This is a genomic window from Demequina capsici (assembly GCF_032102965.1).
In the GTDB taxonomy this organism is placed as follows: domain Bacteria; phylum Actinomycetota; class Actinomycetes; order Actinomycetales; family Demequinaceae; genus Demequina; species Demequina capsici.
Genome location: NZ_CP134880.1, coordinates 319,237 through 343,764 on the forward strand (window position 1 = coordinate 319,237; position 24,528 = coordinate 343,764).

At 70.9% G+C, this 24,528-nt stretch carries 26 protein-coding genes; 17 read left to right on the plus strand and 9 right to left on the minus strand.

Going from position 1 to position 24,528, the window contains the following annotated elements:
- Positions 1–12 precede the first annotated feature (12 nt).
- The 6 genes from RN607_RS01600 to RN607_RS01625 all read left to right on the plus strand — a co-directional run bounded on the left by RN607_RS01600 (position 13) and on the right by RN607_RS01625 (position 6,753).
- Complete coding sequence (locus RN607_RS01600; protein ID WP_376784207.1) at positions 13–1,677, plus strand: ABC transporter substrate-binding protein; 1,665 nt, start codon at positions 13–15, stop codon at positions 1,675–1,677.
- Between the two features lie 96 nt (positions 1,678–1,773).
- On the plus strand, positions 1,774–2,850 hold the full coding sequence (locus RN607_RS01605; RefSeq protein ID WP_313499136.1) for an ABC transporter permease: 1,077 nt from the start codon (positions 1,774–1,776) through the stop codon (positions 2,848–2,850).
- A gap of 1 nt (position 2,851) precedes the next feature.
- On the plus strand, positions 2,852–3,931 hold the full coding sequence (locus tag RN607_RS01610; RefSeq protein ID WP_313499139.1) for an ABC transporter permease: 1,080 nt from the start codon (positions 2,852–2,854) through the stop codon (positions 3,929–3,931).
- Positions 3,928–5,625, plus strand: a complete 1,698-nt coding sequence (locus RN607_RS01615) for a dipeptide ABC transporter ATP-binding protein (protein WP_313543899.1) — start codon at positions 3,928–3,930, stop codon at positions 5,623–5,625. Before RN607_RS01610 ends, RN607_RS01615 begins: the two co-directional genes overlap by 4 nt.
- A 76-nt stretch (positions 5,626–5,701) precedes the next feature.
- A complete protein-coding gene (locus tag RN607_RS01620; protein ID WP_313543901.1) occupies positions 5,702–6,418 on the plus strand; it encodes a phosphatase PAP2 family protein in 717 nt (238 codons plus the stop codon).
- A gap of 74 nt (positions 6,419–6,492) precedes the next feature.
- Complete coding sequence (locus tag RN607_RS01625) at positions 6,493–6,753, plus strand: YkvA family protein (protein ID WP_313543903.1); 261 nt, start codon at positions 6,493–6,495, stop codon at positions 6,751–6,753.
- Here the strand turns inward: RN607_RS01625 and map are convergent.
- Complete coding sequence (map, locus tag RN607_RS01630; RefSeq protein WP_313543905.1) at positions 6,750–7,523, minus strand: type I methionyl aminopeptidase; 774 nt, start codon at positions 7,521–7,523, stop codon at positions 6,750–6,752. The genes RN607_RS01625 and map overlap by 4 nt on opposite strands.
- Positions 7,524–7,603: 80 nt before the next feature.
- On the opposite strand from map, the gene RN607_RS01635 reads away from it, so the two are divergent.
- A complete protein-coding gene (locus RN607_RS01635) occupies positions 7,604–7,894 on the plus strand; it encodes a helix-turn-helix domain-containing protein (protein ID WP_313499153.1) in 291 nt (96 codons plus the stop codon).
- An 80-nt stretch (positions 7,895–7,974) separates the two neighbouring features.
- Here RN607_RS01635 and RN607_RS01640 read toward each other — a convergent pair whose 3' ends face one another.
- The 5 genes from RN607_RS01640 to acs form a co-directional block, all read right to left on the minus strand.
- The gene (locus tag RN607_RS01640; RefSeq protein WP_313499155.1) at positions 7,975–8,181 is read right to left on the minus strand and encodes a hypothetical protein; all 207 of its coding nucleotides are present in this window, start codon (positions 8,179–8,181) and stop codon (positions 7,975–7,977) included.
- 37 nt (positions 8,182–8,218) lie between these two features.
- Positions 8,219–8,710 (minus strand): GNAT family N-acetyltransferase, encoded by a 492-nt coding sequence (locus tag RN607_RS01645; RefSeq protein ID WP_313499157.1) that lies wholly within the window; start codon positions 8,708–8,710, stop codon positions 8,219–8,221.
- Between the two features lie 126 nt (positions 8,711–8,836).
- Positions 8,837–9,046 carry a helix-turn-helix domain-containing protein gene (locus RN607_RS01650; protein ID WP_313499161.1) on the minus strand — a complete coding sequence of 70 codons (210 nt, stop codon included), beginning with the start codon at positions 9,044–9,046 and terminating at the stop codon, positions 8,837–8,839.
- Positions 9,046–9,525: a DUF2975 domain-containing protein gene (locus tag RN607_RS01655; RefSeq protein ID WP_313499164.1), complete on the minus strand. Its 480-nt coding sequence runs from the start codon at positions 9,523–9,525 to the stop codon at positions 9,046–9,048. Before RN607_RS01655 ends, RN607_RS01650 begins: the two co-directional genes overlap by 1 nt.
- Before the next feature lie 80 nt (positions 9,526–9,605).
- A complete protein-coding gene (gene acs, locus RN607_RS01660; RefSeq protein ID WP_313499167.1) occupies positions 9,606–11,690 on the minus strand; it encodes an acetate--CoA ligase in 2,085 nt (694 codons plus the stop codon).
- 193 nt (positions 11,691–11,883) lie between these two features.
- On the opposite strand from acs, the gene RN607_RS01665 reads away from it, so the two are divergent.
- Positions 11,884–12,156: a hypothetical protein gene (locus RN607_RS01665; protein ID WP_313499170.1), complete on the plus strand. Its 273-nt coding sequence runs from the start codon at positions 11,884–11,886 to the stop codon at positions 12,154–12,156.
- Positions 12,157–12,255: 99 nt separating this feature from the next.
- Here the strand turns inward: RN607_RS01665 and RN607_RS01670 are convergent, their stop codons facing one another.
- Positions 12,256–13,083, minus strand: a complete 828-nt coding sequence (locus RN607_RS01670) for an HAD family hydrolase (protein ID WP_313543907.1) — start codon at positions 13,081–13,083, stop codon at positions 12,256–12,258.
- A 101-nt stretch (positions 13,084–13,184) separates the two neighbouring features.
- On the opposite strand from RN607_RS01670, the gene RN607_RS01675 reads away from it, so the two are divergent.
- The 8 genes from RN607_RS01675 to RN607_RS01710 all read left to right on the plus strand — a co-directional run bounded on the left by RN607_RS01675 (position 13,185) and on the right by RN607_RS01710 (position 19,582).
- Positions 13,185–14,057: an aldo/keto reductase gene (locus RN607_RS01675; RefSeq protein WP_313499176.1), complete on the plus strand. Its 873-nt coding sequence runs from the start codon at positions 13,185–13,187 to the stop codon at positions 14,055–14,057.
- A gap of 296 nt (positions 14,058–14,353) precedes the next feature.
- Complete coding sequence (locus RN607_RS01680) at positions 14,354–15,340, plus strand: TadA family conjugal transfer-associated ATPase (protein WP_313499179.1); 987 nt, start codon at positions 14,354–14,356, stop codon at positions 15,338–15,340.
- Positions 15,337–16,296, plus strand: coding sequence for a hypothetical protein (locus RN607_RS01685; RefSeq protein WP_313499180.1), 960 nt, complete (start codon positions 15,337–15,339; stop codon positions 16,294–16,296). The genes RN607_RS01680 and RN607_RS01685 overlap by 4 nt, the downstream gene beginning before the upstream one ends.
- Positions 16,297–16,405: 109 nt before the next feature.
- Positions 16,406–17,083 carry a DUF8692 domain-containing protein gene (locus tag RN607_RS01690; RefSeq protein WP_313499183.1) on the plus strand — a complete coding sequence of 226 codons (678 nt, stop codon included), beginning with the start codon at positions 16,406–16,408 and terminating at the stop codon, positions 17,081–17,083.
- Positions 17,084–17,271: 188 nt separating this feature from the next.
- Positions 17,272–17,511 (plus strand): DUF4244 domain-containing protein, encoded by a 240-nt coding sequence (locus RN607_RS01695; RefSeq protein WP_313499185.1) that lies wholly within the window; start codon positions 17,272–17,274, stop codon positions 17,509–17,511.
- Positions 17,508–17,861 (plus strand): TadE/TadG family type IV pilus assembly protein, encoded by a 354-nt coding sequence (locus RN607_RS01700; protein WP_313499188.1) that lies wholly within the window; start codon positions 17,508–17,510, stop codon positions 17,859–17,861. The genes RN607_RS01695 and RN607_RS01700 overlap by 4 nt, the downstream gene beginning before the upstream one ends.
- 5 nt (positions 17,862–17,866) lie before the next feature.
- Complete coding sequence (locus tag RN607_RS01705) at positions 17,867–18,223, plus strand: Rv3654c family TadE-like protein (protein WP_313499191.1); 357 nt, start codon at positions 17,867–17,869, stop codon at positions 18,221–18,223.
- Between the two features lie 30 nt (positions 18,224–18,253).
- Positions 18,254–19,582, plus strand: coding sequence for an ion channel protein (locus tag RN607_RS01710; RefSeq protein WP_313499193.1), 1,329 nt, complete (start codon positions 18,254–18,256; stop codon positions 19,580–19,582).
- A 43-nt stretch (positions 19,583–19,625) separates the two neighbouring features.
- Here RN607_RS01710 and RN607_RS01715 read toward each other — a convergent pair whose 3' ends face one another.
- Entirely contained in the window at positions 19,626–21,494 is a 1,869-nt protein-coding gene (locus tag RN607_RS01715) for a hypothetical protein (RefSeq protein WP_313499196.1), read from the minus strand.
- Positions 21,491–22,042 (minus strand): sigma-70 family RNA polymerase sigma factor, encoded by a 552-nt coding sequence (locus RN607_RS01720; RefSeq protein ID WP_313499199.1) that lies wholly within the window; start codon positions 22,040–22,042, stop codon positions 21,491–21,493. Before RN607_RS01720 ends, RN607_RS01715 begins: the two co-directional genes overlap by 4 nt.
- 175 nt (positions 22,043–22,217) lie before the next feature.
- On the opposite strand from RN607_RS01720, the gene RN607_RS01725 reads away from it, so the two are divergent.
- Entirely contained in the window at positions 22,218–24,509 is a 2,292-nt protein-coding gene (locus RN607_RS01725) for a sodium-translocating pyrophosphatase (protein ID WP_313499203.1), read from the plus strand.
- Positions 24,510–24,528 lie beyond the last annotated feature (19 nt).

Sequence of the window (24,528 nt, forward strand, 5' to 3'; positions counted from 1 at the left end):
AAGGTACGTATCGTGCGTTCCCAGAACCGTCGTCGCCTCGCGCTCGCCTCCGGGCTCGCCGTCGCGGCTCTCACTCTCGCCGCGTGCTCCAGCGGCGACTCGACCGGAGACGCCAGCTCTGACGCGTCGACCGGTGCCAGCAGCGGTGGCTCGCTCCTGATCGGCACCACGGACAAGATCACGACGATCGACCCGGCCGGCTCGTACGACAACGGCTCCTTCGCCGTCATGAACCAGGTCTACCCGTTCCTCATGAACTCGCCCTACGGCTCGTCGGACGTCGAGCCCGACATCGCGGCGTCGGCCGAGTTCACGTCGCCCACCGAGTACACGGTGACGCTGAAGCCGGACCTGAAGTTCGCCAACGGTGACGACCTCACCTCGTCCGACGTGAAGTTCACGTTCGACCGCATGATGAACATCTTCGAGTCGGGTGCCGACGACGGCAACGGCCCGGGTTCGCTGCTGTACAACCTGGACTCCGTCGACGCTCCTGACGACCTCACCGTCGTCTTCCACCTCAAGTCCGCTGACGACCAGGTGTTCCCGCAGATCCTGTCGAGCCCCGCCGGCCCGATCGTCGATGAGGAGGTCTTCTCGGCCGACTCGCTCACGCCCGACGCCGACATCGTCGCCGCCAACGCGTTCGCGGGCCAGTACACGATCACGTCGTACGACCAGAACAACCTGATCAGCTACCAGGCGAACCCGGAGTACCAGGGCATCCTCGGCGCGGCCAAGACCGACATGATCGACGTGCAGTACTTCGCCGACGCGTCGAACCTCAAGCTCGCCATCCAGGAGGGCGACATCGACGTGGCGTTCCGCTCGCTCGACGCGACCAGCATCGCGGACCTGCGCACGGACTCGAACGTCAACGTGGTCGACGGCCCCGGCGGCGAGATCCGCTACATCGTCTTCAACTTCGACACGATGCCGTACGGCGCCACGACCGCCGACGCCGACCCCGCCAAGGCTCTCGCCGTCCGCCAGGCCGCGGCCGACCTGATCGACCGCCAGGAGATCGCCGACCAGGTCTACCAGGACACCTACACCCCGCTGTACTCGTACGTGCCCGACGGCCTCACCGGTGCCACCCAGTCGCTGATGGACATGTACGGAGACGGCTCGGGCGGTCCTGACGCCGACGCAGCCGCCAAGGTCCTCGCCGACGCAGGCGTCCAGACGCCTGTGGCGCTGAGCCTGCAGTACAACACGGACCACTACGGCCCCGGCTCCGGCGACGAGTACGCCCTGGTCAAGGACCAGCTCGAGGCCAGCGGTCTGTTCACCGTGGACCTGCAGTCCACCGAGTGGGTCCAGTACTCCAAGGACCGCACGTCCGACGTCTACCCCGCGTACCAGCTCGGCTGGTTCCCGGACTACTCCGACGCCGACAACTACCTGACGCCGTTCTTCCTGATCGACAACTTCCTGGGCAACCACTACGTCAACCAGGACGTCAACGACATGATCCTCGAGCAGGCGGTGACCACGGACTCCGCAGCCCGCACCTCGCTGATCGAGGACATCCAGGACGCGGTCGCGGCCGACCTCCCGACCATCCCGCTCCTGCAGGGCGCGCAGGTGGCCGTCACCGGAACCGACGTCATGGGTGCCTCCGACACCCTCGACGCCTCGTTCAAGTTCCGCTACGGAGCCCTCTACAAGGGTTGACCTCGATACCGTGGGGGCCGGGCGTTCGCGCCCGGCCCCCACGTTCTCGTCCTCCCGCACATGAACGGCCCACGAGGGCCACCGAAGGACCTACGTATGACGACGACCGTCGACCAGGAGCAGCCGAAGACTCGGAAGACGAGGTCGGGCGGCGGCTCGCTCGGCCGCTACATCCTGGTGCGGGCGCTGCTGATCATCCCCACGGTGTTCATCCTGGTGACCACCGTGTTCGTGCTGATGCGTGCGACCGGAGATCCGATCACGGCCTCGCAGGGTGGACGGCTCCCTCCCGATCAGCTGGCGGAGCGCATCCACGCCGCCGGCTACGACCGGCCCATCCTGGTCCAGTACCTCGACTACCTGGGCAGCCTGCTGCACGGCGACTTCGGGACGACGCTGTCCGACCATCGCCCCGTCACCGAGGTGCTGACCACCTTCGGCGCCGCGACGCTCGAGCTCGCGTTCTACGCGCTCATCGTCGCCTTCATCGTCGGCATCCCGCTGGGACGCATCGCCGCGCACCGTCGCGACAAGACGCCCGACGCGGTGCTCCGCGTGCTCGCGATCCTCGCGTACGCGACCCCCGTGTTCTTCGCAGGCCTGCTGCTCAAGCTCGTCTTCTCAGTCTGGCTGGGCATCCTGCCCGTCAACGGGCGCGCCAGCACGCGGGTCGAGCTCCAGCTGATCCGCGTGGACCACCCCACCGGCATCTACCTCATCGACGCGTTCAAGACCGGCGACTGGGCGAACGTGCTGGACGTGCTCCAGCACGCCGTCCTGCCCGCGCTCGCGCTCGGGCTGCTCACCGCCGGGGTCTTCCTGCGCCTGGTGCGCACCAACGTCATCTCGACGCTCGGCTCCGGCTACGTCGACGCCGCCCGGTCGCGTGGAGTCAAGGAGCGCCGCCTGCTGAAGAAGCACGCCTACCGGCCCGCGCTGATCCCCATCGTGACCGTCATCGGCCTGCAGATCGCGCTGCTGCTCAGCGGTGCGGTGCTGACCGAGACCACCTTCGAATGGAAGGGGCTGGGCTTCCAGCTCGCCCAATACCTGCAGGCGCGCGACTTCGTCGCCGTGCAGGGCATCGTCGCCCTGCTCGCCGTGATCGTCGCCCTGACCAACTTCGTCGTGGACATCATCGCCGCGCTCATCGACCCGCGAGTGAGGTACTGACATGACCGCCGCTCCCGCCCAGGCCCCCGCCATCGCGCCGCGTCGCTCCCTGTGGGCCAGGCTGCCGATCGTCTCGCAGCTGCGCAGCTCCGTCGGTCTTCAGCGCGGCATGCTCATCGCCGGCCTGGCGCTGACCGCGATCTTCCTGCTCACCGCCCTGCTCGCACCGCTGCTCGCGCCGTACGGGTACTCGCAGCTGCGTGACGACAACGGACTGTTCGGCGCGACCCAGCCGCCGTCGTCCGCGCACCTGCTCGGCACCACCGTCGGCGGCTACGACGTGCTCTCGCGCCTCATCTGGGGTGCGCGCACCGCGTTCCTTGTGATCGTCGTCGCCGTCATCGCTTCGATCATCATCGGCGTGCTGCTGGGGCTGGTCTCCGGCTACTTCGGCGGCTGGCTGGACCGCGTGCTCGTGGTCGTGGCCGACGCGATCTACTCGTTCCCGTCGCTGCTGCTCGCGATCGTGCTCGCCATCGTGATCTCCGGCGGGCAGTCCGGCATGTGGTCCGGCATCTTCTCCGCCGCGCTGTCCATCACGGTGATCTTCATCCCGCAGTACTTCCGCGTCATCCGGTCCGAGGTGGTGCGCATCAAGGCGGAGGCGTTCGTCGAGTCGGCGCGCGTCATCGGGTCCTCGCACGTGCGGATCATGGGGCGCCATGTGCTGCGCAACTCCACCAGGACGCTGCCGCTGATCCTCACGCTCAACGCCTCCGAGGCGATCCTCACGCTCGCGGGCCTGGGCTTCCTGGGCTTCGGCATCGACCCGACGGCCGCAGCCGAGTGGGGCTACGATCTCAACCGCGCGGTCGCCGACGTGGCGGCAGGCATCTGGTGGACCGGGCTCTTCCCCGGCCTCGCCATCGTGCTCGTCGTGCTCGGCCTGACGCTCGTCGGCGAGAGCCTCAACGACCTGGCGGACCCCCGTCTGCGCAAGCGCGCAGCCGGCGCCGAACCCGTCGAGGACCTGGGGGTCGAGCTGCCGCCCGGGCCGGCGCCCACGTCCGACCCGGCCCAGGGGGACACCGTCGACGTGGACCCCGCGCCCGTCGCCCCGACCAAGGAGGGCACGCTGTGACCGACGTCGTGGACATCAAGGACCTGCAGGTCACCTTCGCCACCGACGCGGGCCCGGTGCGGGCCGTCGACGGCGTGAGCCTGGCCGTGCGCCAGGGCGAGGTGCTCGCCGTGGTGGGCGAGTCCGGCTCCGGCAAGACCGTCACCGCCCGCACCATCCTGGGCCTCCTGCCCGAGACGGCGGCCATCAAGGGCGCTGTGGTGCTGTCCAGCAAGGACGGGACCACCGAGGGCGACATCGTCACGATGTCCGGCTCGCGGCTGCGCCAGGTGCGCGGACGCGACGCCGCCATGGTGTTCCAGGAGCCGTCCACCGCGCTCAACCCCGTGTTCCCCGTCGGCTGGCAGATCGCTGAGGGCCTGCGGGCGCACGGCCGTTACTCCAAGTCGCAGATGCGCGCCAAGGTGATCGACGTCATGAGGCGCGTGGGCATCCCCGACCCCGAGACGCGGATCGACCACTACCCGCACCAGTTCTCCGGCGGTCAGAAGCAGCGCATCGTCATCGCTCAGGCGCTCGTGCTCGATCCGGGCGTGATCGTCGCGGACGAGCCGACCACCGCGCTCGACGTCACCGTGCAGGCCGAGATCCTGGACCTGCTGCGACGCTGCCGTGACGAGTTCGGCGCCGCGGTGGTGCTCATCACTCACAACATGGGCGTCGTCGCCGACCTCGCGGACCGCGTGGCGGTGATGTACCAGGGCAAGCTCGTGGAGCAGGCGGATGTGAAGACGCTCTTCAGCTCGCCGCAGGAGCCGTACACCCAGCAGCTGCTGGCGGCTGTGCCACGTATCGGCGAGGGCCTGGAGCGTGCGCATGAACGCGCCTCGCGCCGGCCCGAGGGCTGGGACGAGCAGACTCCGGCCGTGCGCGCGAAGGACCTGAGGATCGTCTATCCGGGGCGCTTCCGTCAGCCCGACTTCGTGGCGGTCGGCGGCGTCGACCTGTCGATCAAGCCCGGTGAGGTGCTCGGCCTGGTCGGGGAGTCAGGTTCGGGGAAGACCACCATCGGCCGCGCCATGGCGGGCCTGACCAAGGTGTCGGGCGGGTCGCTCAACGTGCTCGGCGTCGAGATGAACGGCATGCGCGAGAGGGAGTTCAAGCCGATCCGACGACGCATCGGGTTCGTGTTCCAGGACCCCGCCACCAGCTTCAACCCGCTGCTCACCATCGCCCAATGCGTAGCCGAGCCCCTGATCGTCCACGGCAGGGCCGGCGATGAGCGCGAGGCGCGCGTCCGCGTGAACGAGCTGCTCGAGGCGGTGCAGCTGCCCACCTCCTTCGGTGACCGCTTCCCGCACGAGCTGTCCGGCGGCCAGCGTCAGCGGGCGTCGCTCGCTCGCTCGCTCGCGCTCGACCCCGAGCTGCTGATCGCCGACGAGCCGACCTCCGCGCTGGACGTCTCCGTGCAGGCGAAGGTGCTCGACCTGTTCGACGAGCTGCACCGCGAGCTCGGGTTCGCCGCGCTGTTCATCAGCCACGACCTGGCCGTCGTCGACATGCTCGCCGACCGGATCGTCGTCCTCCACCACGGCAAGGTCGTGGAGGAGGGCACCGGTGACGAGGTGCTCGGCTCTCCGCAGCAGCCGTACACGCAGCGTCTGCTGGCCTCCCTGCCCGTGCCCGATCCGGTCGCCCAGGCCGAGCGTCGCGCAACCTGGGAGGCGCTGCGCGCGGCCGACGCCGAGGCGTAGCCCGCATCGACGCCCCGCGCTGCTGATCGCGGCCGGGGTCTGGTGGCGCCGCGCACCGCGACGGCATACTCGGTGGATGAGAGTCCTCGCCGTCGTCCGTGCCACGCTGCCGGGACTGCTCATCGCGGCGCTCGGCATGTGGGTCTTCGCCGCGCTGCTCGAGGGTCTGCTCGAGAAGGGCGACCTGTATGTCGTCGATCAGCCGGTGGTCGACTGGCTCGCCGCGCATCGTCAGCCATGGCTGACAGGCCTGCTCACGGCCGTGACCGACACCTTCGGTCCCGTGATCCTGCCGGTGGCGGTGGGTGTGGGAGGCGTGGTGTGGGGCGTCGTCACCGGACGCTGGCGGGAGCCGGTGCTGCTGGTGGCGGCGATGGCCGTGTCCATCAAGCTGGCGCTGGTGCTCAAGACGCTCGTCGGGCGGCCCCGGCCCGCGGACTCGCTTCAGGTGGTGCCCGGCCTGGAGAGCTCGGCCTCGTTCCCTTCGGGACACACGACCGCCGCCGCGACCCTGGTGCTGGTGCTCGGATACCTGATGCTCCGACGTCGGTGGAGCGCCCACGCCTTGCTCTGGTGGGCGGTGATCTCGGTCGTCGTGGTGGGCACGGTGGCGAGCAGCAGGCTCTACCTGGGCTATCACTTCGTGACGGATGTGATGGCCGGTGCCTGCCTCGGTGTCGTCGCGTTGGGCGGGGTGATCGTCGTGGACCGATGGCTCGATCTGTGGGAGGGCCGCGCGGAGCAGGCGACGCGGTCCGCGCCGGCCGGTCTGACGCCCGGGGAGTCGCGCTGACGCGCCTGCCGGGTTAGCGTGGTGCTCTGTCCCCGACTTGAGAATGGCCGTTGCGGCCGCAAGGGAGGTGCACGATGTGGTGGAGATTCGCGCAGGCGGTGCGTCGCGGCGAGCACAGGCTGTCGGTGACCACCTGGCTCACGGCGATCACCGCGGTGCTCTACACGATCCTCCCGGTGGATCTGATCCCGGAGCTCTTCCTCGGCCCGTTCGGGTTCATCGACGACCTGGGGCTGTGGGGCGTGGTCGTGATGCTCGCGACGCGCGAGATGCATGAGTGGCAGGCGTCGAGGTCGTTCGACGAGTCCGTGGTGGATGCCGAGGTGGTCGGCTAGGTGCTCGGAAGCGTGAGGATCTCCACCCCGTCCTCGGTGATCGCGACCGTGTGCTCGCTGTGCGCCGTCCTGCAGCCGGTCGCGCTGCGCAGCGTCCAGCCGTCGTCGTCGATCAACAGCTCGTCCGTGTCGGCCATGACCCAGGGCTCGATCGCGAGGAGCAGCCCCGGCTTGAGGCGGTAGCCGCGTCCGCGTCGGCCGTCGTTGGGGACGTGCGGGTCCTGGTGCATGGTGGAGCCGATGCCGTGCCCGCCGAAGTCACCGTTGATCGAGTAGCCGGCGCCGTGCAGCACGGTCCCGACGGCGTGCGAGATGTCGCCCAGGCGTGCGCGTGGCCCTGCGGCGGCGATCCCGGCGGCCAGCGCATCCCGAGTGGCGTCGATGAGCGCGAGGCTGTCGGCAGGCTGGGTATCGCCCACGATGAAGCTGATCGCGGAGTCCGCGGCGATGCCGTCGAGCTTCACGGCGAGGTCGAGCGTGAGCAGGTCGCCGTCCGCCAGCGCATGGTCGTGGGGGAGCCCGTGGAGCACGGCGTCGTTCACGGAGGTGCAGATGTAGTGGCCGAATGGGCCGCGGCCGAACGACGGCGCGTAGTCCACGTAGCAGGACTCAGCGCCCGCGGCCTCGATCATCTGCCTGGTCCACGCGTCGATCTCCAGCAGGTTGGTGCCTACCTTCGCCCGCGCCTTCGCGGTGTGAAGGATGTCGGCGACCAGGCGACCTGTCCGGCGTGCTCGCGCCAGCTCGTCGGCGTTGAGGATCTCGATCATGGGGCGCCTTCCAGCTGGGGTCGCGCGGAACTGGTCCGATAACAATACCGGTAAGACTATACCGGTACTATCATCGGAGCATGGTCAGGCTGCCGAACACCCCCGAGGAGATCGCACGCGGGCAGAGGCTCGGCGAGCTGCTCCGAGAGGCGCGGGGCCAACGGTCGATGCTGGACGTCGCACTCGACGCAGGCGTGTCCCCTGAGACGCTGCGCAAGATCGAGTCCGGTCGCGTCGCGACCCCTGCCTTCACCACCGTCGCCGCGCTCGCAGGAGTGCTGGGGCTCTCCCTCGATGCGGTCTGGGGCTCCATCAACGACGCCGGACACGGCGCTGTTGAGACGGCCGTGGAGAACCTGCTCGTCTCATAGGGCGGTCTGGCCGGCAGTGCGCCCCCGCCATGCGTGCGCGCCGCGCGCGGGTTCCCTGGTGGACGGTGGAGCGCCGCGCGTTAGAGGTCTGAGTCGTCGGAGTCGGTGACGCTGTCGGCGGACACGACCTGGATCGCCTCCGTCGTCGTCGCCGCCTCCCGACTGCGGGAGTCCTCCGAGGCCGACGCCGTGGACGCCCCGCCGATCGACAGGCCCGCCGCGGCGCCCAGGGCGACCGCCCTCATCGTGGTGCGCTGAACGGCGGACAAGCGGTGCGGCGTGTTCACGGGCTCTCCCTGGACGGCGCCGCGCCGGTCGCGACCCTCACCCCTCCAACGGTTCGGGGCGCATGCCTGGTTCCAGGGACTTCGTGAAGAATCGCGAATGGGGGTCATCGGTGTAGTCGGCGAACGGTCCGCACGGCGTGAAGCCCGCTCGCGCGTAGAGGCGATGGGCGGGCGCGAAGAACTCCTGCGTCCCGGTCTCGAGGCTCACGCGGTCATAGCCGCGCTCCAGCGCCGTCGCGAGCAGCTGGGTGAGGACCTCCGCGGCCACCCCACGGCCTCGCGCGGACGCAGCCGTGCGCATCGACTTGATCTCGCCGTGCGCCGAGTCCAGCTCGGCGATGGCGCCCACGCCCAGAAGGACCCCGTCGTCGTCCCTGGCCGCCAGGAAGGCGATGCCGGGACGCTTGAGGCGCGCGACGTCCAGGGCGTGGACGGACTCGGCGGGAGATGTGGCGTGCATGTGCGCCAGGTGCTCGTCGAGCAGGGCGACGATGTCAGGCGTGGCGGGGTCCTCCGGGACGATGCGCATGCCGAGCATCGTCCCATCCCACGGCGTGCCTGGTCATCACCTTCAGGGTGTCCCGCCGTCGCTCACAGGGCAGGCGTGCGGGGCGGCGACGCAGGCTGGCGCATGCGCGAAGCTCGACGGTGCCTGTCAGTGTCGGGGCTCGAAGCGGAGCAGATCGCCGGGCTGGCATTCGAGCACGCGGCACAGTGCGTCCAGGGTGGTGAAGCGGACGGCCCGCGCGCGGCCATTCTTGAGCACCGCGAGGTTCGCGGGCGTGATGCCGACGCGATCCGCGAGCTCGCCCACGGACATCTTGCGGCGCGCGAGCATCACGTCGATGTCGACGACGATCGGCATCAGATGACCTCCGCGAGCTCGCGGTCGGCGGCGATCGCCCTGAGAAGCACTTGGCGGACGACGAGCGTGACGAGCGTCGCCATGCATCCCGCGGCGGCGACGATCATGAGCCAGATCACGATCGGGCCCGCGGCGCGGCCGGCGGGCAGCGACATCTGGTGGACCACGACGACCGCGGTGATGGCGGTCGACGCTGCCAGGGACCATGTGATCACCGCCAGCCATGCGAGGCCGGGGCGGCCCACGACGCGGCCGGAGGTGGCGAGCGACACGAGGCGCCCGAGCGCCAGCAGTGCCACCTGTACGCCGGCGATCGCGACGACGGCTGCGAGGCCGTATGCCGCGGCGTAGTCGGCGACCTCCGGGTACCTCGACGCGTCCTCGCTGGCGCTCGCGCGCACCAGCGTCTGCACCAGGACGAGCGCCAGGACAACGACGGCGATCGCGAGGTACGTGGCGGCCTTCAGCGCAGTCTGCATGAGCCGAATATCGCGAGATATCTATCGTTTGTCAATAGGACAACGCGAGAGCCGACATGCATGCAGCCGGCGCGGGTGGATCAGTCCGACCTGCCGCTCGCCAGCCCGTCCTTGATCGCATCCATGACCGACGAGTCCGCGAGCGTGGTCACATCGCCGACCTCGCGGTTCTCGGCCACGTCCCGCAGCAGACGCCGCATGATCTTCCCCGACCGGGTCTTAGGCACCTCCGACACCACCAGGATGTCGCGCGGCTTCGCGAGCGGGCCGATCTCCTTCCGGACATGCGCGCGCAGCGCGTCCGCGATCGCCTCGCCGTCCTCTGGCACGCCCTCGGCATCGCCGCGGACGATGACGAACGCGACGACGGCCTGACCGGTGATCGCATCGGTCGCGCCCACCACGGCCGCCTCGGCCACCCACGGATGAGCCACCAGCGCGTGCTCGATCTCCGTCGTGGTGAGCCGGTGGCCGGAGACGTTCATCACGTCGTCCACTCGGCCCAGCAGCCACAGGTCGCCGTCCACGTCCTTCTTGGCGCCGTCCCCCGCGAAGTACATCCCGTCGAAGCGGTTCCAGTACGTGCGCGCGAAGCGGGCGCGGTCGCCCCAGATGCCTCGCAGCATGCTCGGCCACGGCTCGGTGATGACCAGGTATCCGCCGTCGCCGGCGCGCACGGGACGGCCTTCGTCGTCCACGACCTCGGCGGCGATGCCGGGCATGGCCGTCATGGCGGAGCCGGGCTTCGTGGCCGTGACGCCAGGCAGCGGGGAGATCATGATGGAGCCCGTCTCGGTCTGCCACCACGTGTCGACGATGGGGCAGCGGTCGCCGCCGATGACCCGGCGGTACCACATCCACGCCTCCGGGTTGATGGGCTCGCCCACCGAGCCGAGCAGGCGCAGGGAGCTGAGGTCGAACCCATCGGGGATCGCCTCGCCCCACTTCATGAACGTCCTGATGGCGGTGGGAGCGGTGTAGAAGATCGTGACGCCGTACTCCTGGACGATCTCCCACCATCGTCCCTGGTGAGGGGTGTCCGGGGTGCCCTCGTACAGGACCTGGGTGGCGCCGTTGATCATGGGCCCGTAGACGATGTAGGTGTGGCCGGTGATCCAGCCGACGTCCGCCGAGCACCAGTAGACGTCCGTGTCGGGCTTGAGGTCGAACACGATGCGGTGCGTGAGCGCCGCGCCCGTGAGGTAGCCGCCGGTCGAGTGCCACAGGCCCTTGGGTGCTCCCGTGGTGCCCGAGGTGTAGAGGATGAACAGCGGATGCTCCGCGTCCACCCACTCGGGTTCGTGCTCCGCAGGCTGCGTATCCACGACGTCGTGCCACCAGAGGTCGCGGCCCTCCGTCCACTCCGTGGGTTGACCCGTGCGCTTCACCACCAGCACGTGCTCCACGCTCGCAGCGAAGCCCGGGTGGGCGATCGACGGCGCCAACGCCTCATCCACCAGGGGCTTCAAGGCGAGGTGGGAGCCGCGCCGGTTGCCGCCGTCGGCCGTGATCACCAGCCTGGCCTGTGCGTCGTCGATGCGCTGACGGAGGCTGGCGGCGCTGAAGCCTCCGAACACGACCGAGTGGATGGCGCCGATACGGGCGCACGCCAGCATCGCGACCACGGCCTCGGGGATCTGCGGCAGGTAGATGGCGACGCGGTCGCCCTTGCCGACCCCCAGGCTGAGCAGGCCGTTCGCCGCCCGCTGCACGCGCTCATGCATGTCGGCGTACGTGAGGGTCTGCGTGTCACCCGGCTCGCCGACGAAGTGGAACGCCACCCGGTCGCCACGGCCCTCGCGCACGTGCCTGTCCACCGCGTTGTCGCACGCGTTGAGGATGCCGTCGCCGAACCAGCGGGCCACCGGCGCGTCGGACCAGTCGAGGATCTCGGTGAACTCCTGCTTCCACGCGAGCCGACGGGCCGCCTCCTTCCAATACTCCAGGCGGTCCGCCTCGGCCTTCTTGTACTCGAAGGCGGTCGCGTTCGAGTGCGCGGCGAAGGACGCCAGCGGCGGGAAGCTGCGGCGCTCGGTGTGGAGGTTCTCCAGCGTCACATGGTGGCGCGGGTCGTGCGGACGATCCCCCGCGGTGGCGGGATCGGCGTTCGAGCTCGGGGACTCGGCGGGGACAGCGGTCAGGGACTCATGGACGTCGTTGGCCATGTGGGCCAGGGTAAACGCACCGCAAGGAATCTTCCAGAGTTTGTTAAGCAGCCTGCTAGAACAGGTCAAGACGCGTGTCGGAGACCGCGCGAGACCTCGCGGCGGGCGGCGCCGGTGCCGGGCAGCGCTGGCGAGCGCCCAGCCGCGCGTCCTCCCATTTGCGCGGCGCTTGCGCGCGTGATGCCATGAGTCCATGAGCGAACCCAGCGGCTACGCCTTCCGCGCACGCCCCAACGGCGACGTGCACATCCTCCATCTGGGCAAGCTCGCAAAGATCCTCAAGGACGATGCGGCGGCGTTGTTCCTGACCGCAGTGAAGGAGGGCGACGCTCAGGCCGCCATGGCCGACGCGGTCGGGGGCTCGGCCGCCACGCGACCCGGAGGCAACTCCCGGCGCCCCGGAGCGCATCTGCACGGCAATGGCGAGGCGCATGCTCAGCAGCAGTTCCGACGCAAGAGCGGATGATCCGCGGAGCGTCGATCGACGAGCGCGCTGGCAGTGCATCAAGGTCGGATCCGCCTGCGATCTGACACTGATGCACTGCCAGCGGTCAGGCTCCGGCGGTCAGTCGTCGTCTGCGGCGCGCCCCGCCGCGCGGTACAGCCACACGCCGACGACCACGGCGACCGCCACCACGCCGAGCGTCACCAGCACCGGCCGGGTGCCGACGCCGCTGCGCAGGCCCACAGGCTTCACGAAGCGGAGCATGCCCCAGCCTCGGTCGATCGCGGCGCGGCGGAGCGCGCGGTCGGGGTTGACCGCGAAGCCATGGCCGACGATCGACAGCATGGGCACATCGGTGATCGAGTCGGAGTACGCGTAGCTGCCACGCAGGTCGTAGCCGCGCCGATCCGCGAGGTCGGCGATCGCGTCGGCCTTCGTCTGGCCGTACATGTAGCTGGTGATCCCGCCCGTGTACCGGCCGTCCTCCACGTCCAGCTGGGAGGCGAGGATGCCGTCGGCCCCCAGCAGGTCCGCGATGGGCTGCACGACGTCCTCGACGGAGGCGCTCACGATGATGACGTCCCGGCCGTTCATCTGGTGCCGACGGATCAGGTCCAGCGCCTCGGCGTACACGACGGGGTCGATGTGCTCGTGGACCGTCTCATTGACGATCCGTCGGACCGTGGCGACGTCCCAGCCCTCGATCAGCTCGCTCAGCGCATCGCGCAGGCGGCTGGTCTGGCGCTCGTCCGCGCCGCCGATCTGGAACAGGAGCTGGGCGTAGGCGGCGCGGATCGCGTCGGACCTGGTGAGCAGACCCTCCGACAGGAAGGACCTGCCGAACGCCGACGACGAGCTGGTGGCGATGATCGTCTTGTCCAGGTCGAAGAACGCGGCGGTGCGCACGTGGATGCGCGTATCGCGGCCCTTGCGGCTGCTGCCTGCCATGATGCTCCCTCCCTGATGGTCCCAGCGTAGCCGCGGATGCCTCGGGCGGTCCTGCGCTGGGGAGGGCGCCCCCGGCGCGCGGGTCCCGTAACGTCGTGCCCATGGAAGCCTTCTCGCACGCGCCCACCGTCATGCTCGCGACCGGGGTCGAGATGCCCGCTCTGGGGCTCGGCGTGTACCTCGTCCGGGATCCCGCGGTGTGCGAGACGAGCGTGGAGACCGCCCTGAGAGCGGGCTACCGGCTGGTGGACACCGCGGCGATGTACGGGAACGAGCGCGCCGTCGGGCGAGGGCTGAAGGCCTCCGGCGTGCCGCGCGAGGACGTGTTCCTCACCACCAAGGTGTGGGTCACGGACTTCGGCTACGAGCGCACCAAGGCCTCGATCGCGGCGTCGCTCGAGCGGCTCGACTCCGGTTGGATCGATCTGATGCTGCTCCATCAGCCGGTGCGTGACGTGCTCGGCAGCTGGAGGGCCATGGAGGAGGCGGTCGATGCCGGCACCCTGCGCGCCATCGGCATCAGCAACTTCACTGTCGCCGACACACGTCGGCTGCTCGAGCACGCCCGGATCCGGCCCGTGCTCAACCAGGTGGAGCTGCATCCCTACTTCCACCAGGGCGCGCTCACGCCCTTCCTGGACGAGCAGGGGATCGTGACCCAGTCCTGGTATCCGCTGGGGCACGGCTCCAAGGACCTGTTCCAGGAGCGCGTGCTGGTGGACGCCGCGGCGGCGCACGGCAGGAGCGTGGCGCAGGTGATCCTGCGCTGGCACGTGCAGCGCGGCCTCGCGACCATCCCCAAGTCGACCGACCCCGAGCACATCGTGGCGAATCTCGACGTCTTCGACTTCTCGCTCACCGAGACGGAGATGGCGGCCATCGAGGCGTTGGACAAGGGGCGGCCCATGTTCAGGCCGCCGCGCTGGCTGCTCGCCGTCGGCACCAGCCTGCTGCGCCCGCGCCAGCTTCCCTGAGCGTCGCACCGACCACCCCACGCGTCGTGACGGATCGTCCGATGCCGATGCCGATGCCGATGCCGATGCCGATGCCGATGCCGAGGCGCAGGCGGACGGACCCGTCCGGCGGAGTGTCCACATCCCTCCGGGCGAGCCCGTCCGGCACCAGCGTACGGTGACGACGGGGGTGCGCGGGGAGCCTTGGCGCCCGGGCCGGCGCCGGCGTCGTCCACGGGTCCGCCTCTCGCCCTCTCCTTCCCCGGGCCATGCCCCCGCGCTCGGTGCATGCCAGGGGCCTGCGAGAACCTGACGGTGTGCACGCCGTCCCCGACCTCCCCGAGCTGGGCCCTGACCCCGGCTGGGCGGGCGCGCTCGGCCCGCTGCTCGCCCTGCCAGGCGTGACCGACGTGCTGGTGAACGGCCCCGCGGACGTGTGGCTGGACCGGGGGGCGGGCCTGGAGAGGGCCGACCTCGGCATCAGGGCGTCGCTCCCGGACGCGAGGGCGGTGCGAGACCTGGCCGTGAGGCTGGCCTCGCTCGCGGGGCGCCGCCTGGACGACGCGGCGCCCTGCGTCGACGCGCGCCTGCCCGACGGCTCCAGGCTGCACGCAGTGCTCCCGCCCGTGGCCGACGGCTGCGCCGCCGTCTCCATCCGACGTCTCTCCGCGGGGGCGCTCGACCCGAGGGAGCTCGTGGCGAGCGGCATGGTCGACGCCCACGGGATGCGGGTCCTGACGTCGTACGTCCACCACCACGCCACGCTGCTCATCACCGGCGCCACCGGCAGCGGCAAGACCACCCTGCTCACCGCGCTGCTCTCGCTCGCCGCGCCCACCGAGCGGATCGTCGTCATCGAGGAGGCCGGCGAGGTGGCGCCCGAGCATCCCCACGTGGTCCGCCTGGTCGAGCGTCGGGCGAATGTGGACGGCGCGGGAGCCGTCCCCCTGTCAGCCCTCGTGCGCGAGGCGCTGCGCATGCGACCCGACCGGGTGGTGCTCGGCGAATGCCGTGGGGCCGAGCTGCGCGAGGTGCTTCTCGCCTTCAACACCGGCCACCGCGGCGGACTGGTCACCATGCACGCCAACTCCGCCGCGGACGTGCCCGCACGGCTCACCGCGCTCGGCGCGCTCGCAGGCATGGGCCCCGAGGCTGTGGCGCTTCATGCCGCGGCCGCCTTCGATGCCGTGATCCACCTCCAGCGCGGATCCGACGGGGTGCGCCGCGTGGTCGAGGCGATGAGGCTCGTGCTGCGCGACGGTCGCCTCGCGGTCGCGCCGCTGGGTCCAGGCGGCGCTCCGTGATCGGCCGGTCCCCCCGGCGCGCCGCGCCGTCGCCGTGGGAGCCGACGCCTCGGGCCGCGTTGCGGGCGCCGGCGCTCGCGACCGCCTCGGGCCTGCTGCGAGCGGGCGCCCCGCCTGCGGCCGCATGGGCCGCAGCCGGGCTCGGTGCGCCCGGTGCTCATGGCGTGCCCGGAGGGGCGTCTCCCGAGGTCGCGGCCGCCGCACGGCTCGCGCACTCGGCGGGGTGCCCTCTGGCGCCGACGATCGAGGCGCTCGCGGGTCGGCTCGCGGATCAGGAGGATGCCCAGGCGCGAGCGGCGGCAGGGGCGGCGGGCGCTCGGCTGTCCGCCAGGATCCTCGGGCTGCTGCCTGCCGTGGGCGTCGTCTTCGCGGGCATCATCGACCCGCATGCGGTCCTATGGCTGGTGACGGGTCTGCCAGGCCTGATCTGCCTTGCGGGCGGTCTGCTGCTGACGTTCACGGGGCGCCGATGGCTGAGCCGGATGGTCACGCGCGCCACGGCTCCGCCGGCGGCGGAGGATGCGGCCGTGCCGTTCGCGCTCATGCTCACCGAGGTCGCGGTGGCGGCGGGGATCGATGTGTGCGGCGCGCTCACGGGGGTCGGCGTCGCGCTCGAGGAGATGGCGCCCGAGGCGGGAGGGGCCTTGAGCGAGGCGGCGTCGGGGCTGTCCGAGGGCCTGCACTGGGACGAGGCATGGGGCCACGCGCCTGATCGTCTGTCGCCGCTGAGCGAGGCGCTCCGGTGGTGCTGGGTGGCGGGCGGCGCGCCGGGGCCGGCGCTGCGGGCGGCGCGCCTCTCGCTCGAGCGAACCGAGGCGTCCGCACGCGAGGCGCGGGTCGCGGAGCTGGGTGTGCGCGTCGCGCTTCCGCTCTCGCTGTGCCTCCTGCCCGCCTTCATCCTCGTGGGCGTCGTGCCGATGCTCGCCGCGGTGGCGGCCGGTGTCGGCTTGGCGTGACCCGTGCACCGCTGACGACCTCGAACGGCACTCGGTGCCGCCAGGAGCAGGGAGTTTCGAGTTCTCTCACTTCTGAGGCGGACCTGAGTGCGCTGTGCCACCATGGGCCATGGGGAGATGGTTGAGGGAACCGGGCGTCATCGAGGACCGCACGTTGGTGCGCGCGATCGTCATGGTGGGAATCGCAGCGATCACGATGCTCATCGGGGGACTTCTCCTCGCTGTGCTGGAGGGTTTCTCGCCAGCGTCCGCGCTGCGCGATCCGCTGGCCACCCACGAGCTCGGCCGCTCGGTCGGGCTGCTGTCGATCGTCGGCGTGGTGCTCTGGGTGAGCGGCGGGGTGATGTACCTGTTCGCTGCGACGCTGGTCCCGGCGAGGTCCGACAGGCTCTTCCTGTGCCTCGCTGGCGCGGTGTGCCTCTTCCTCGCGCTCGACGATCAGTTCATGCTGCATGAGATCCCGTCCGACAAGCTGCCAGCAGGGGACCTGATCGTCGCCGCGTACTACGGCGGAGCCTTCATCGTGATCGCGTGGGTGATGCGCACCTGGGTCCGAGATCGGATCGCGATCGTGCTCGCGATCGCTCTGGCGCTGCTCGGAGCGTCGCTCTCGTTCGACGTGATCAGAGGCGCCGAGGGGACCGCACTCGGAGCGGTGCTCGAGGACACGTTCAAGTTCCTGGGGATCGCGTACTTCACCGCCTATGCGGCTCTCAAGAGCTACGACCTCGTCGCCGCCGCGAGGCCCGTGAGCGCGCGCGTGAAGGATGGCGTCCGGTCGGAGTAGCGCCTGGTGCAGCGAGGCCCGTCCTCGCCCCGCATGCCCGACCGCGTCGTGGTACCTGGGAGCGGATGTGCGCCCCGGAGGTCGTCCACAGGATCCGCTGACCGGCCTACGACCCACCGACGCGTGAGCGTCCTCGGGCGTCGGCCCGCCGGTGAGCGAGCCTGGACCTCCGATGAAAGGAGGCCGCGATGGCCCAGCAGGAGAAGACCCGCACAGATGTGATCGCGCCGGAGGAGGTGACCTTCGCCGCAACCGGTGCGCGCACTGCCGGGGAAGGTCGATGGTCGGACCGGGGCATGGCGACGGTCGAGTACGCGATGGTCACCGTTGCAGCCGCGGCCTTCGCCGGGGTGCTCGCGGTCCTGATCAGGTCCGACGAGGTGCGGGGGCTCCTCGCAGGCGTGATCCAGGGCGCTTTCGGCGGGTGACCGCGCCGTCGCACGGTGCCGGCCCTCGACGCCTCGGCGATCGAGGGTCGGCAGCCGTCGAGCTCGCCGCGGCGATGCCTGCCGTGGTGCTGCTGCTCGGCGCGGTCGTCTCCGCGGGGGTGTGGGGTGCGAAGCAGATCGCCGCGCAGCAGGCGGCAGGCGCGGCGGCGCGCGCGGTCGTGGTGGACGCTGCGGGCCAGGCCGAGATCGCCGCACGCGACGCGGTCGGGCCGGGCGTGACGGTCTCGGTGTCCCAGGTAGGTTCTCGCGCCACAGTGACCGTCACGGTTCCGTGCGGCGGGTGGCTTCCCGACGCGACCGCCGTGGTCGTCGTCCCGGACGCACCGTGAACGTGGTGGGGCGGCGGGACGCGGGCTCCGCGGTGCCGATCGTGGTGGGCCTCGTCGCCGTGGCGGTCGCGCTCGCCGTCGCGATCGCCACCCTTGCCGGCGCGGCCGTCCGCGAGGCGCGAGCCCAGGCCGTGGCGGACGTCGTCGCGCTGCAGGCCGCGCAGGCGCAGCGCCAGAGCGGACAGGGCTGTGCCCGGGCGGCTCGTGTCACCTCGGCGAACGGCGCGGCGGTGGTGTCGTGCCATGCCGCGGGCGTCGGCGACGTCACCGTGGCCATCCAGGTCGGGTCGGGGCTGTTCGCGGCGCGCGCGAGCGCCCGCGCTGGGCCCGCGTTCGCCGACCGGCAGTCCGACGCCTGGTAGCGGCGAACGGACTGCTCTAGGCTCGCGAAGGTGAGCGGCGCACCACATCCCAGCCCCAGGCAGCTGGCCCTCGTGTCCATCCCGGCCCTCATCGTCGGGGTGCTGTCAGGCCTGCTCCTGGCAGGGATCGACATGGTCTCCGAAGGCCTGGAGCATGTGCTCTGGGACGGCTTGCCGTCGGCGCTCGGCGTGGAGGAGCCCGCAGGGTGGTGGACCCTGATCGTCCTCAGCGGGATCGGCCTGCTCGTGGGCCTGGCGGTGTGGAAGGTGCCAGGGCACGGAGGCCACGACTCCGCCACGGTCGAGCTGTTCGCGCCCGTGCTGCGCATCAGCGCGCTGCCAGGGGTAGCCCTGGTGCTCATCCTGGGGCTCGCCGGCGGGGTCAGCCTGGGTCCCGAGAGCCCCATCATCGCGATCGACGTCGCCCTGACCGTGTGGCTGCTCGGCAGGATCGCCCCGAACATCGGGCAGCAGGGCGCGTTCATGCTCGCCGCAGCAGGCATGCTGGGCGCGATGTTCGGCACCCCGGTGGCGGCGGCTCTCCTCATGACCGAGCTCGTCGCCGCCGCCAAGCGTGGCGGGCTCCTGTGGGACCGCCTCTTCGCGCCGCTCATCGCGGCCGGCGCCGCGACCATCACCATGCAGCTGCTGCACGCGCAGTCCTTCAAGCTCGACCTGCCGGAGTACACGACGCCCCACCTCATCGACCTGGTCACCGCGTCGGTCGTCGCACTGATCGCGGCCGTGTTCGGCATGGCGGCGTCCATCACGATGCCGCCGCTCCACGCGCTGTTCCGCAGGCTGAACCACCCGGTCGCGTACGCGACCGCCGGAGGCGTCGTGCTCGGCCTGCTCGGATGGGTCGGGGGCCCGCTCACCCTCTTCAAGGGCGCGGCCCAGACCGGAGACCTCATCTCCCACCTCGACTCGTACGGCACGTGGCAGCTCCTGGGTCTGGCGCTCGTCAAGACCGCGGCGCTCGTCGTGGCCGCGGCGGCGGGATTCCGCGGCGGCCGCATCTTCCCGGCCGTGTTCATCGGTGCTGCGGCAGGTCTGTTCGGACATGCGCTGATGCCGTCCATGCCGCTCGCGCTCGCGGTCGCCGCAGGCGTGCTGGGCGCCGTGCTCGCGATCGGTCGCAACGGCTGGCTGGCGCTGTTCATGGCCGCCGTGTTCGGCGGCTCCATGGCAAGCCTGTCCGTGCTGACGATCGCGCTGCTGCCCGTATGGCTGCTGGTCGCACGCGCACCCGAGATGCTGGTGGGCCACGGTGAGATCGAGCAGATGGACGAACGCGACGCGTCCTACCTGGACCCGGCGGAGTCCGCAGGGTCGGAGGTCGAGCCGGCGGAGGAGTGACGGCCGCCGCGGTCGACCCGCGGCGGCCGTGATCCCGCGGGCGTCAGCCCGTCACCTGCACCGTCCCGAGCGACGTCCAGATCGTGAGCTCCACGTAGTCGTACGGGTACATGTCCGGTGCGGGCGCGGGGGCGACGGCCGCGTCGGCCGTGCCCGACGATCCCTTGGCGGCCTGCCCCGATGAGCTGGTCGCGGCACCGCCCTCGGTGCCGTCGCCCTCCGCTGCGGCGGCGGGATCGCCGTAGTACGCGTACCCGGAGTCCACGTACACCGAGCGCTGCTCGAGCACCGTGTACGTGCCGGCGGCCAGACCCGCCCCTGAATCGCACGCGTCCACCTCACGCCACAGCGACTCGGACGTGAAGGACGCACCGGGCGCCATGTACCCGTCGGAGTAAGGGAGTGCGATGTCGGAACCGATCGCCGAGCTCGACGCCGCCGATCCGTCGGCGCCGTACAGCGTGGCGGCCGAACCCTGTGCGACGTAGGCGTTGCCGTAGCGGTCCAGGCTCGTGGTGTAGGCGTTCGCGACCACCGCGCCGTCCCGCACCAGCACCAGCGTGGGCGTCGTCTGGTACCAGTACGGAAGGGTCCAGCCCGACGTGTTCGTGACAGTGGCGGACAGCTCAGGGTTGTCGTCCACGACCCAGCCGTAGCTGACGCTGATCGATGACGGGAGCGTCAAGTCAACCCCGAGCAGGTCGATGGCGGCGGACTGCTGCGGGAAGGCAGAGCCGACGCCGTCGTATGCGCAGCCGTAGTAACCGGTGTTCCACGTGTCGCCGGTGGTGTCGGTGCTGTCCTGGGTGAGGACCACGCGCTGCGTCCCGGGGGCCATGTCCCACGCGCCCGAGAGGCCCTGCTCGTAGAGCGACCGGGCGGCGTCGGGGGTGAGCAGGTCGTCCGGCACGGCCGTGGCGGGCGGTGCGGTCGGGTCGGTGCCGCCCAGGTAGGCAGCGAACGGGTCGGCCACCGGGTCGCCCGCGACGACGATGTCGATCGGGTCGGACACCACCCTGAAGCCCGTGTCAGCCGCGATCCCGCTCCCGGTCGAGCCTGCCGACGTGCCGGCGGGGCCGTCCGCCACGCCAGTCGAGTCGGGCGCGACCGTGGAGGTCGAGGGGCCTGAGGGCTCCACCGCTGTGCTGGTCGCATCCGGGGCGGAGGTCGAGGTCGCGGCAGGCTCGCTGGGAACCGGCTTCTCAGGCGCGGGGCTCAGCGTCGGCACCGGAACTGGGTCCTCGTTCCAGTACTCCTGGGTGAGGACCACCTGGTACTTGCCTGCGGGCAGCGCCGTGCCGTCCCAGCAGTTCACCAGATCCATGGAGCCGGTGTCGACGGAGGTGTCGCCTTCCGCGAGGTCCAGCAGCTTGGCGTCGGACGTGACCGGGTCGTCGGCGCTGGGATAGGTGGCCACGATGATGCCGTCCCACAGCACGTACGCGTAGGTGAACGGGCGCCCAGCAGCCAGGTGCACGTCCTCGAGCGCGGTGGCGGTCGCGGACCAGTCGATCTGCTGGCCGGGCTCGTACTCCGTCGTCGCGTCGCCCTGGGTGAGGGCGCCTGCGAGGGACACGGAGGCAGTGCCGTAGGCGAGGCCGTCGACGGTGCCGCCGCAGTACCCGGCCGCGAGCATGGTCCCGGCGGCGTCCTCCGCGGTGCCGATCGCAGGAACGTCGGCCGTGCTCCCCAGGTCCGAGCTCTTGTCGCGCTGCAGGTTCGGCACCACCAGCCCTGCGGCGACCGCGGCCACCGCTACCGTCGCGACGGCTCCCACACCCGACGCGCGCATCGTCCTGCGTCGCTGCACCCGGCGCGCGGCCTCCGCGATCGACACCTGGGTGCCGTCCAGCGGAGACCCGTCGCCCGCGTTCCGTTCGACCTCGCCATGCAGCCAGTCCGAAAGCCTCATGATCCGCTCCTTCCACCTCGGCTGGAGACCACCACGGTCTCCGCTGCCCTGTCGGCATCGTCGAGAGCGCCCAACGACTGCTCCAGGTGGCCGATGCCGTCGCTGAGGTAGCGCTTCACCGTCCCCTCGGCGATCTCCAGCTCCTTCGCGATCGAAGGGACCGTGAGGTCGTCGAAGTACCTCAGGACCACGCATGCGCGCACCCGCGGTGGCAGCGTCCGCAACGCGTCGGCCACCTCAGCGCCGGCGTCGATGGGGCCGAACTCGTCGTCCCCCACCTCGTCGGACTGGAACAGGTGCCTGACCCGCTGCCAGCGCTGCCCGCGCCGGTACTGGTCGATGTAGACCGTGGTGATGGCTCGACGGACGTAGCCCTCGGCCTTGTCGATCTCCAGCCCCGGGCGGGGCTTGGAGAACGTCCGGACCAGGGCGTCCTGCACGAGGTCCTGCGACTGCACAGGATCCCCGCACACGAGGTAGGCGTAGCCGAGCAGTGCCCGTTCGCGCGTGCGGACGAGCTGCTCCATCGTGGCCCGCCAGTCGGTCATCGTCCATCCCCTCGCATGGCTGTCATGAGGCGCTCTCGCAGTGTCGACGCGCACCGGGCGGAAAACGTTGGGTGCGCGCGTCTGCGGGTGCACCTGTCCTTATCGTCCCTTACAGTCGACTCACCGGCCCTGCGGTGACAACGGAGTTCTGCGGGGAAGTCCCCCAGGAGGACGTATGCACGTCGCCGTCGCAGGATCCGTGGAGCTGGGATCCAACAGCCTTCTCATCGTCGTCGTCATCGGCGTGATCGCCGCAGCGGCCCTGCTGCTGTCGTGGACGCTGCGCCAACAGGTGCTGCGCGCGCGGGAGGGCACCCCGAAGATGCAGGAGATCGCGGGCGCAGTCCAGGAGGGCGCGTCCGCGTACCTGAACCGGCAGCTGCGCACCCTGGCGGTGTTCGCGGCCGTCGTGTTCGCCCTGCTCTTCCTGCTGCCAGGGGATGCGGGCGTGCGGGTGGGCAGGTCGCTGTTCTTCCTGCTGGGGGCCGGATGCTCGGCGACGATCGGCTACATGGGCATGTGGCTCGCGGTGCGGGCGAACGTGCGTGTCGCGTCGGCGGCGACCGAGGAGGACGGGCGGTCGAAGGGCGCGAGGATCGCGTTCCGCACGGGCGGCGCGGTCGGCATGGGCGTCGTGGGTCAGGGGCTGGCGGGCGCGGCCGCGGTGGTCTTCCTGTTCCGTGAGGACGCGCCTGCGGTGCTGGAGGGGTTCGGCTTCGGCGCGGCGCTGCTGGCCATGTTCATGCGCGTGGGCGGCGGCATCTTCACCAAGGCGGCCGACGTGGGCGCGGACCTGGTGGGCAAGGTCGAGCAGCACATCCCCGAGGACGACCCCCGCAACGCGGCGACCATCGCGGACAACGTGGGCGACAACGTGGGCGACTGCGCCGGCATGGCCGCCGACCTGTTCGAGTCGTACGCCGTGACGCTGGTCGCCGCGCTGATCCTCGGCAAGGCGGCGTTCGGCGAGGACGGGCTGATCTTCCCCCTGATCGTCACGGCCGTCGGAGCGCTGGTGGCCACCGTCGGCATCTTCCTCACCAAGGTGCGGCGGGGCGAGTCGGGCCTCAAGGCGATCAACCGCGGCTTCTACACGTCCGCCCTGGTGGGCGCGGTCCTCTCGGCCATCGCGGCGTACGTGTACCTGCCGGGTTCGTTCGCCGAGCTCTCCGGGTCGCGCCTGGCAGAGCTGGAGGGGGACCCGCGGCTCATGGCGACGCTCGCGGTGTTCGTCGGCATCGGGCTGGCAGGGCTGATCCTGTGGCTCACGGGCTACTTCACCGACACGGCCGCGACGCCCACGCAGCGGGTGGCGCGGACGTCGCTCACCGGTGCCGCCACCGTCGTCCTGTCCGGCATCGGGGTGGGGCTGACGTCGGCCGTGTACACCGCGACCGTGATCGCCGGGGCGATCGTGATCCTCTTCTCGGTGGCGGGCGGCTCCATCCCGCTGGCGCTGTTCCTGGTGTCGCTCGCGGGCTGCGGCCTGCTCACCACCGTCGGCGTGATCGTGGCCATGGACACCTTCGGGCCCGTCAGCGACAACGCGCAGGGCATCGCCGAGATGTCGGGGGAGGTCGACGAGGAGGCGGCGCAGACCCTGACCGACCTTGACGCGGTGGGCAACACCACGAAGGCGATCACGAAGGGCATCGCGATCGCCACGGCGGTGCTGGCGGCGACCGCGCTGTTCGGGTCGTACTCTGACGCGGTCGAGCAGGCGCTCGCGTCCGCGGCGGCCGCCATCGACTCGGTGGACTACGCGATCATCAGCCCCATGACCCTCGTGGGGGTCATCATCGGCGGCGCCACCGTGTTCCTGTTCTCCGGCCTCGCGATCGACGCTGTGACCCGGGCCGCGGGCGCGATCGTGTACGAGGTGCGGCGGCAGTTCCGCGAGATGCCGGGCATCATGACCGGCCAGCAGCGCCCTGAGTACGGGCGGGTGGTGGACATCTGCACCCGCGACTCGCTGCGGGAGCTCGTCACTCCCGGCATGCTCGCCGCGATGGCTCCCATCTTCGTCGGCTTCGGGCTGGGGATCGGCGCGCTCGCCGGCTTCCTGGCGGGCGCGATCGGCACGGGTGTGCTCATGGCGGTGTTCCTGGCGAACTCCGGCGGCTCGTGGGACAACGCCAAGAAGATCGTCGAGGACGGCCACCATGGCGGCAAGTACTCGCCTGCGCACGAGGCCACGATCATCGGCGACACCATCGGCGACCCGTTCAAGGACACCGCCGGCCCCGCGATCAACCCGCTGATCAAGGTGATGAACCTGGTCGCGCTGCTGATCGCTCCGGCGGTCGTCACGCTCACCTACGGGGCCGATGCGCACGCGTGGGTCCGGTGGGTGATCGCGCTGATCGCGGCGGCGCTCGCCGTGTCGGCAGTCATGGCTGCGGGACGGCGTGCGCACGCCGGAGACCTGGAGCACGAGGCCGACAGGGCGGCGGCTGCGGCGCGCTGACTCCCGCTCTCCCCCCTCC

Coding starts and splice junctions, on each gene's coding strand:
- RN607_RS01610 (WP_313499139.1), top strand. CDS start 2,852: ATGACCGCCGCTCCCGCCCAGGCCCCCGCCATCGCGCCGCGTCGCTCC.
- RN607_RS01635 (WP_313499153.1), top strand. CDS start 7,604: ATGGTCAGGCTGCCGAACACCCCCGAGGAGATCGCACGCGGGCAGAGG.
- map (WP_313543905.1), bottom strand. CDS start 7,523: ATGATCGAGATCCTCAACGCCGACGAGCTGGCGCGAGCACGCCGGACA.
- RN607_RS01715 (WP_313499196.1), bottom strand. CDS start 21,494: ATGAGGCTTTCGGACTGGCTGCATGGCGAGGTCGAACGGAACGCGGGC.
- RN607_RS01655 (WP_313499164.1), bottom strand. CDS start 9,525: ATGCAGACTGCGCTGAAGGCCGCCACGTACCTCGCGATCGCCGTCGTT.
- RN607_RS01690 (WP_313499183.1), top strand. CDS start 16,406: ATGGGGAGATGGTTGAGGGAACCGGGCGTCATCGAGGACCGCACGTTG.
- RN607_RS01645 (WP_313499157.1), bottom strand. CDS start 8,710: ATGCGCATCGTCCCGGAGGACCCCGCCACGCCTGACATCGTCGCCCTG.
- RN607_RS01605 (WP_313499136.1), top strand. CDS start 1,774: ATGACGACGACCGTCGACCAGGAGCAGCCGAAGACTCGGAAGACGAGG.
- acs (WP_313499167.1), bottom strand. CDS start 11,690: ATGGCCAACGACGTCCATGAGTCCCTGACCGCTGTCCCCGCCGAGTCC.
- RN607_RS01725 (WP_313499203.1), top strand. CDS start 22,218: ATGCACGTCGCCGTCGCAGGATCCGTGGAGCTGGGATCCAACAGCCTT.
- RN607_RS01670 (WP_313543907.1), bottom strand. CDS start 13,083: ATGGCAGGCAGCAGCCGCAAGGGCCGCGATACGCGCATCCACGTGCGC.
- RN607_RS01620 (WP_313543901.1), top strand. CDS start 5,702: ATGAGAGTCCTCGCCGTCGTCCGTGCCACGCTGCCGGGACTGCTCATC.
- RN607_RS01650 (WP_313499161.1), bottom strand. CDS start 9,046: ATGCCGATCGTCGTCGACATCGACGTGATGCTCGCGCGCCGCAAGATG.
- RN607_RS01625 (WP_313543903.1), top strand. CDS start 6,493: ATGTGGTGGAGATTCGCGCAGGCGGTGCGTCGCGGCGAGCACAGGCTG.
- RN607_RS01675 (WP_313499176.1), top strand. CDS start 13,185: ATGGAAGCCTTCTCGCACGCGCCCACCGTCATGCTCGCGACCGGGGTC.
- RN607_RS01720 (WP_313499199.1), bottom strand. CDS start 22,042: ATGACCGACTGGCGGGCCACGATGGAGCAGCTCGTCCGCACGCGCGAA.
- RN607_RS01695 (WP_313499185.1), top strand. CDS start 17,272: ATGGCCCAGCAGGAGAAGACCCGCACAGATGTGATCGCGCCGGAGGAG.
- RN607_RS01665 (WP_313499170.1), top strand. CDS start 11,884: ATGAGCGAACCCAGCGGCTACGCCTTCCGCGCACGCCCCAACGGCGAC.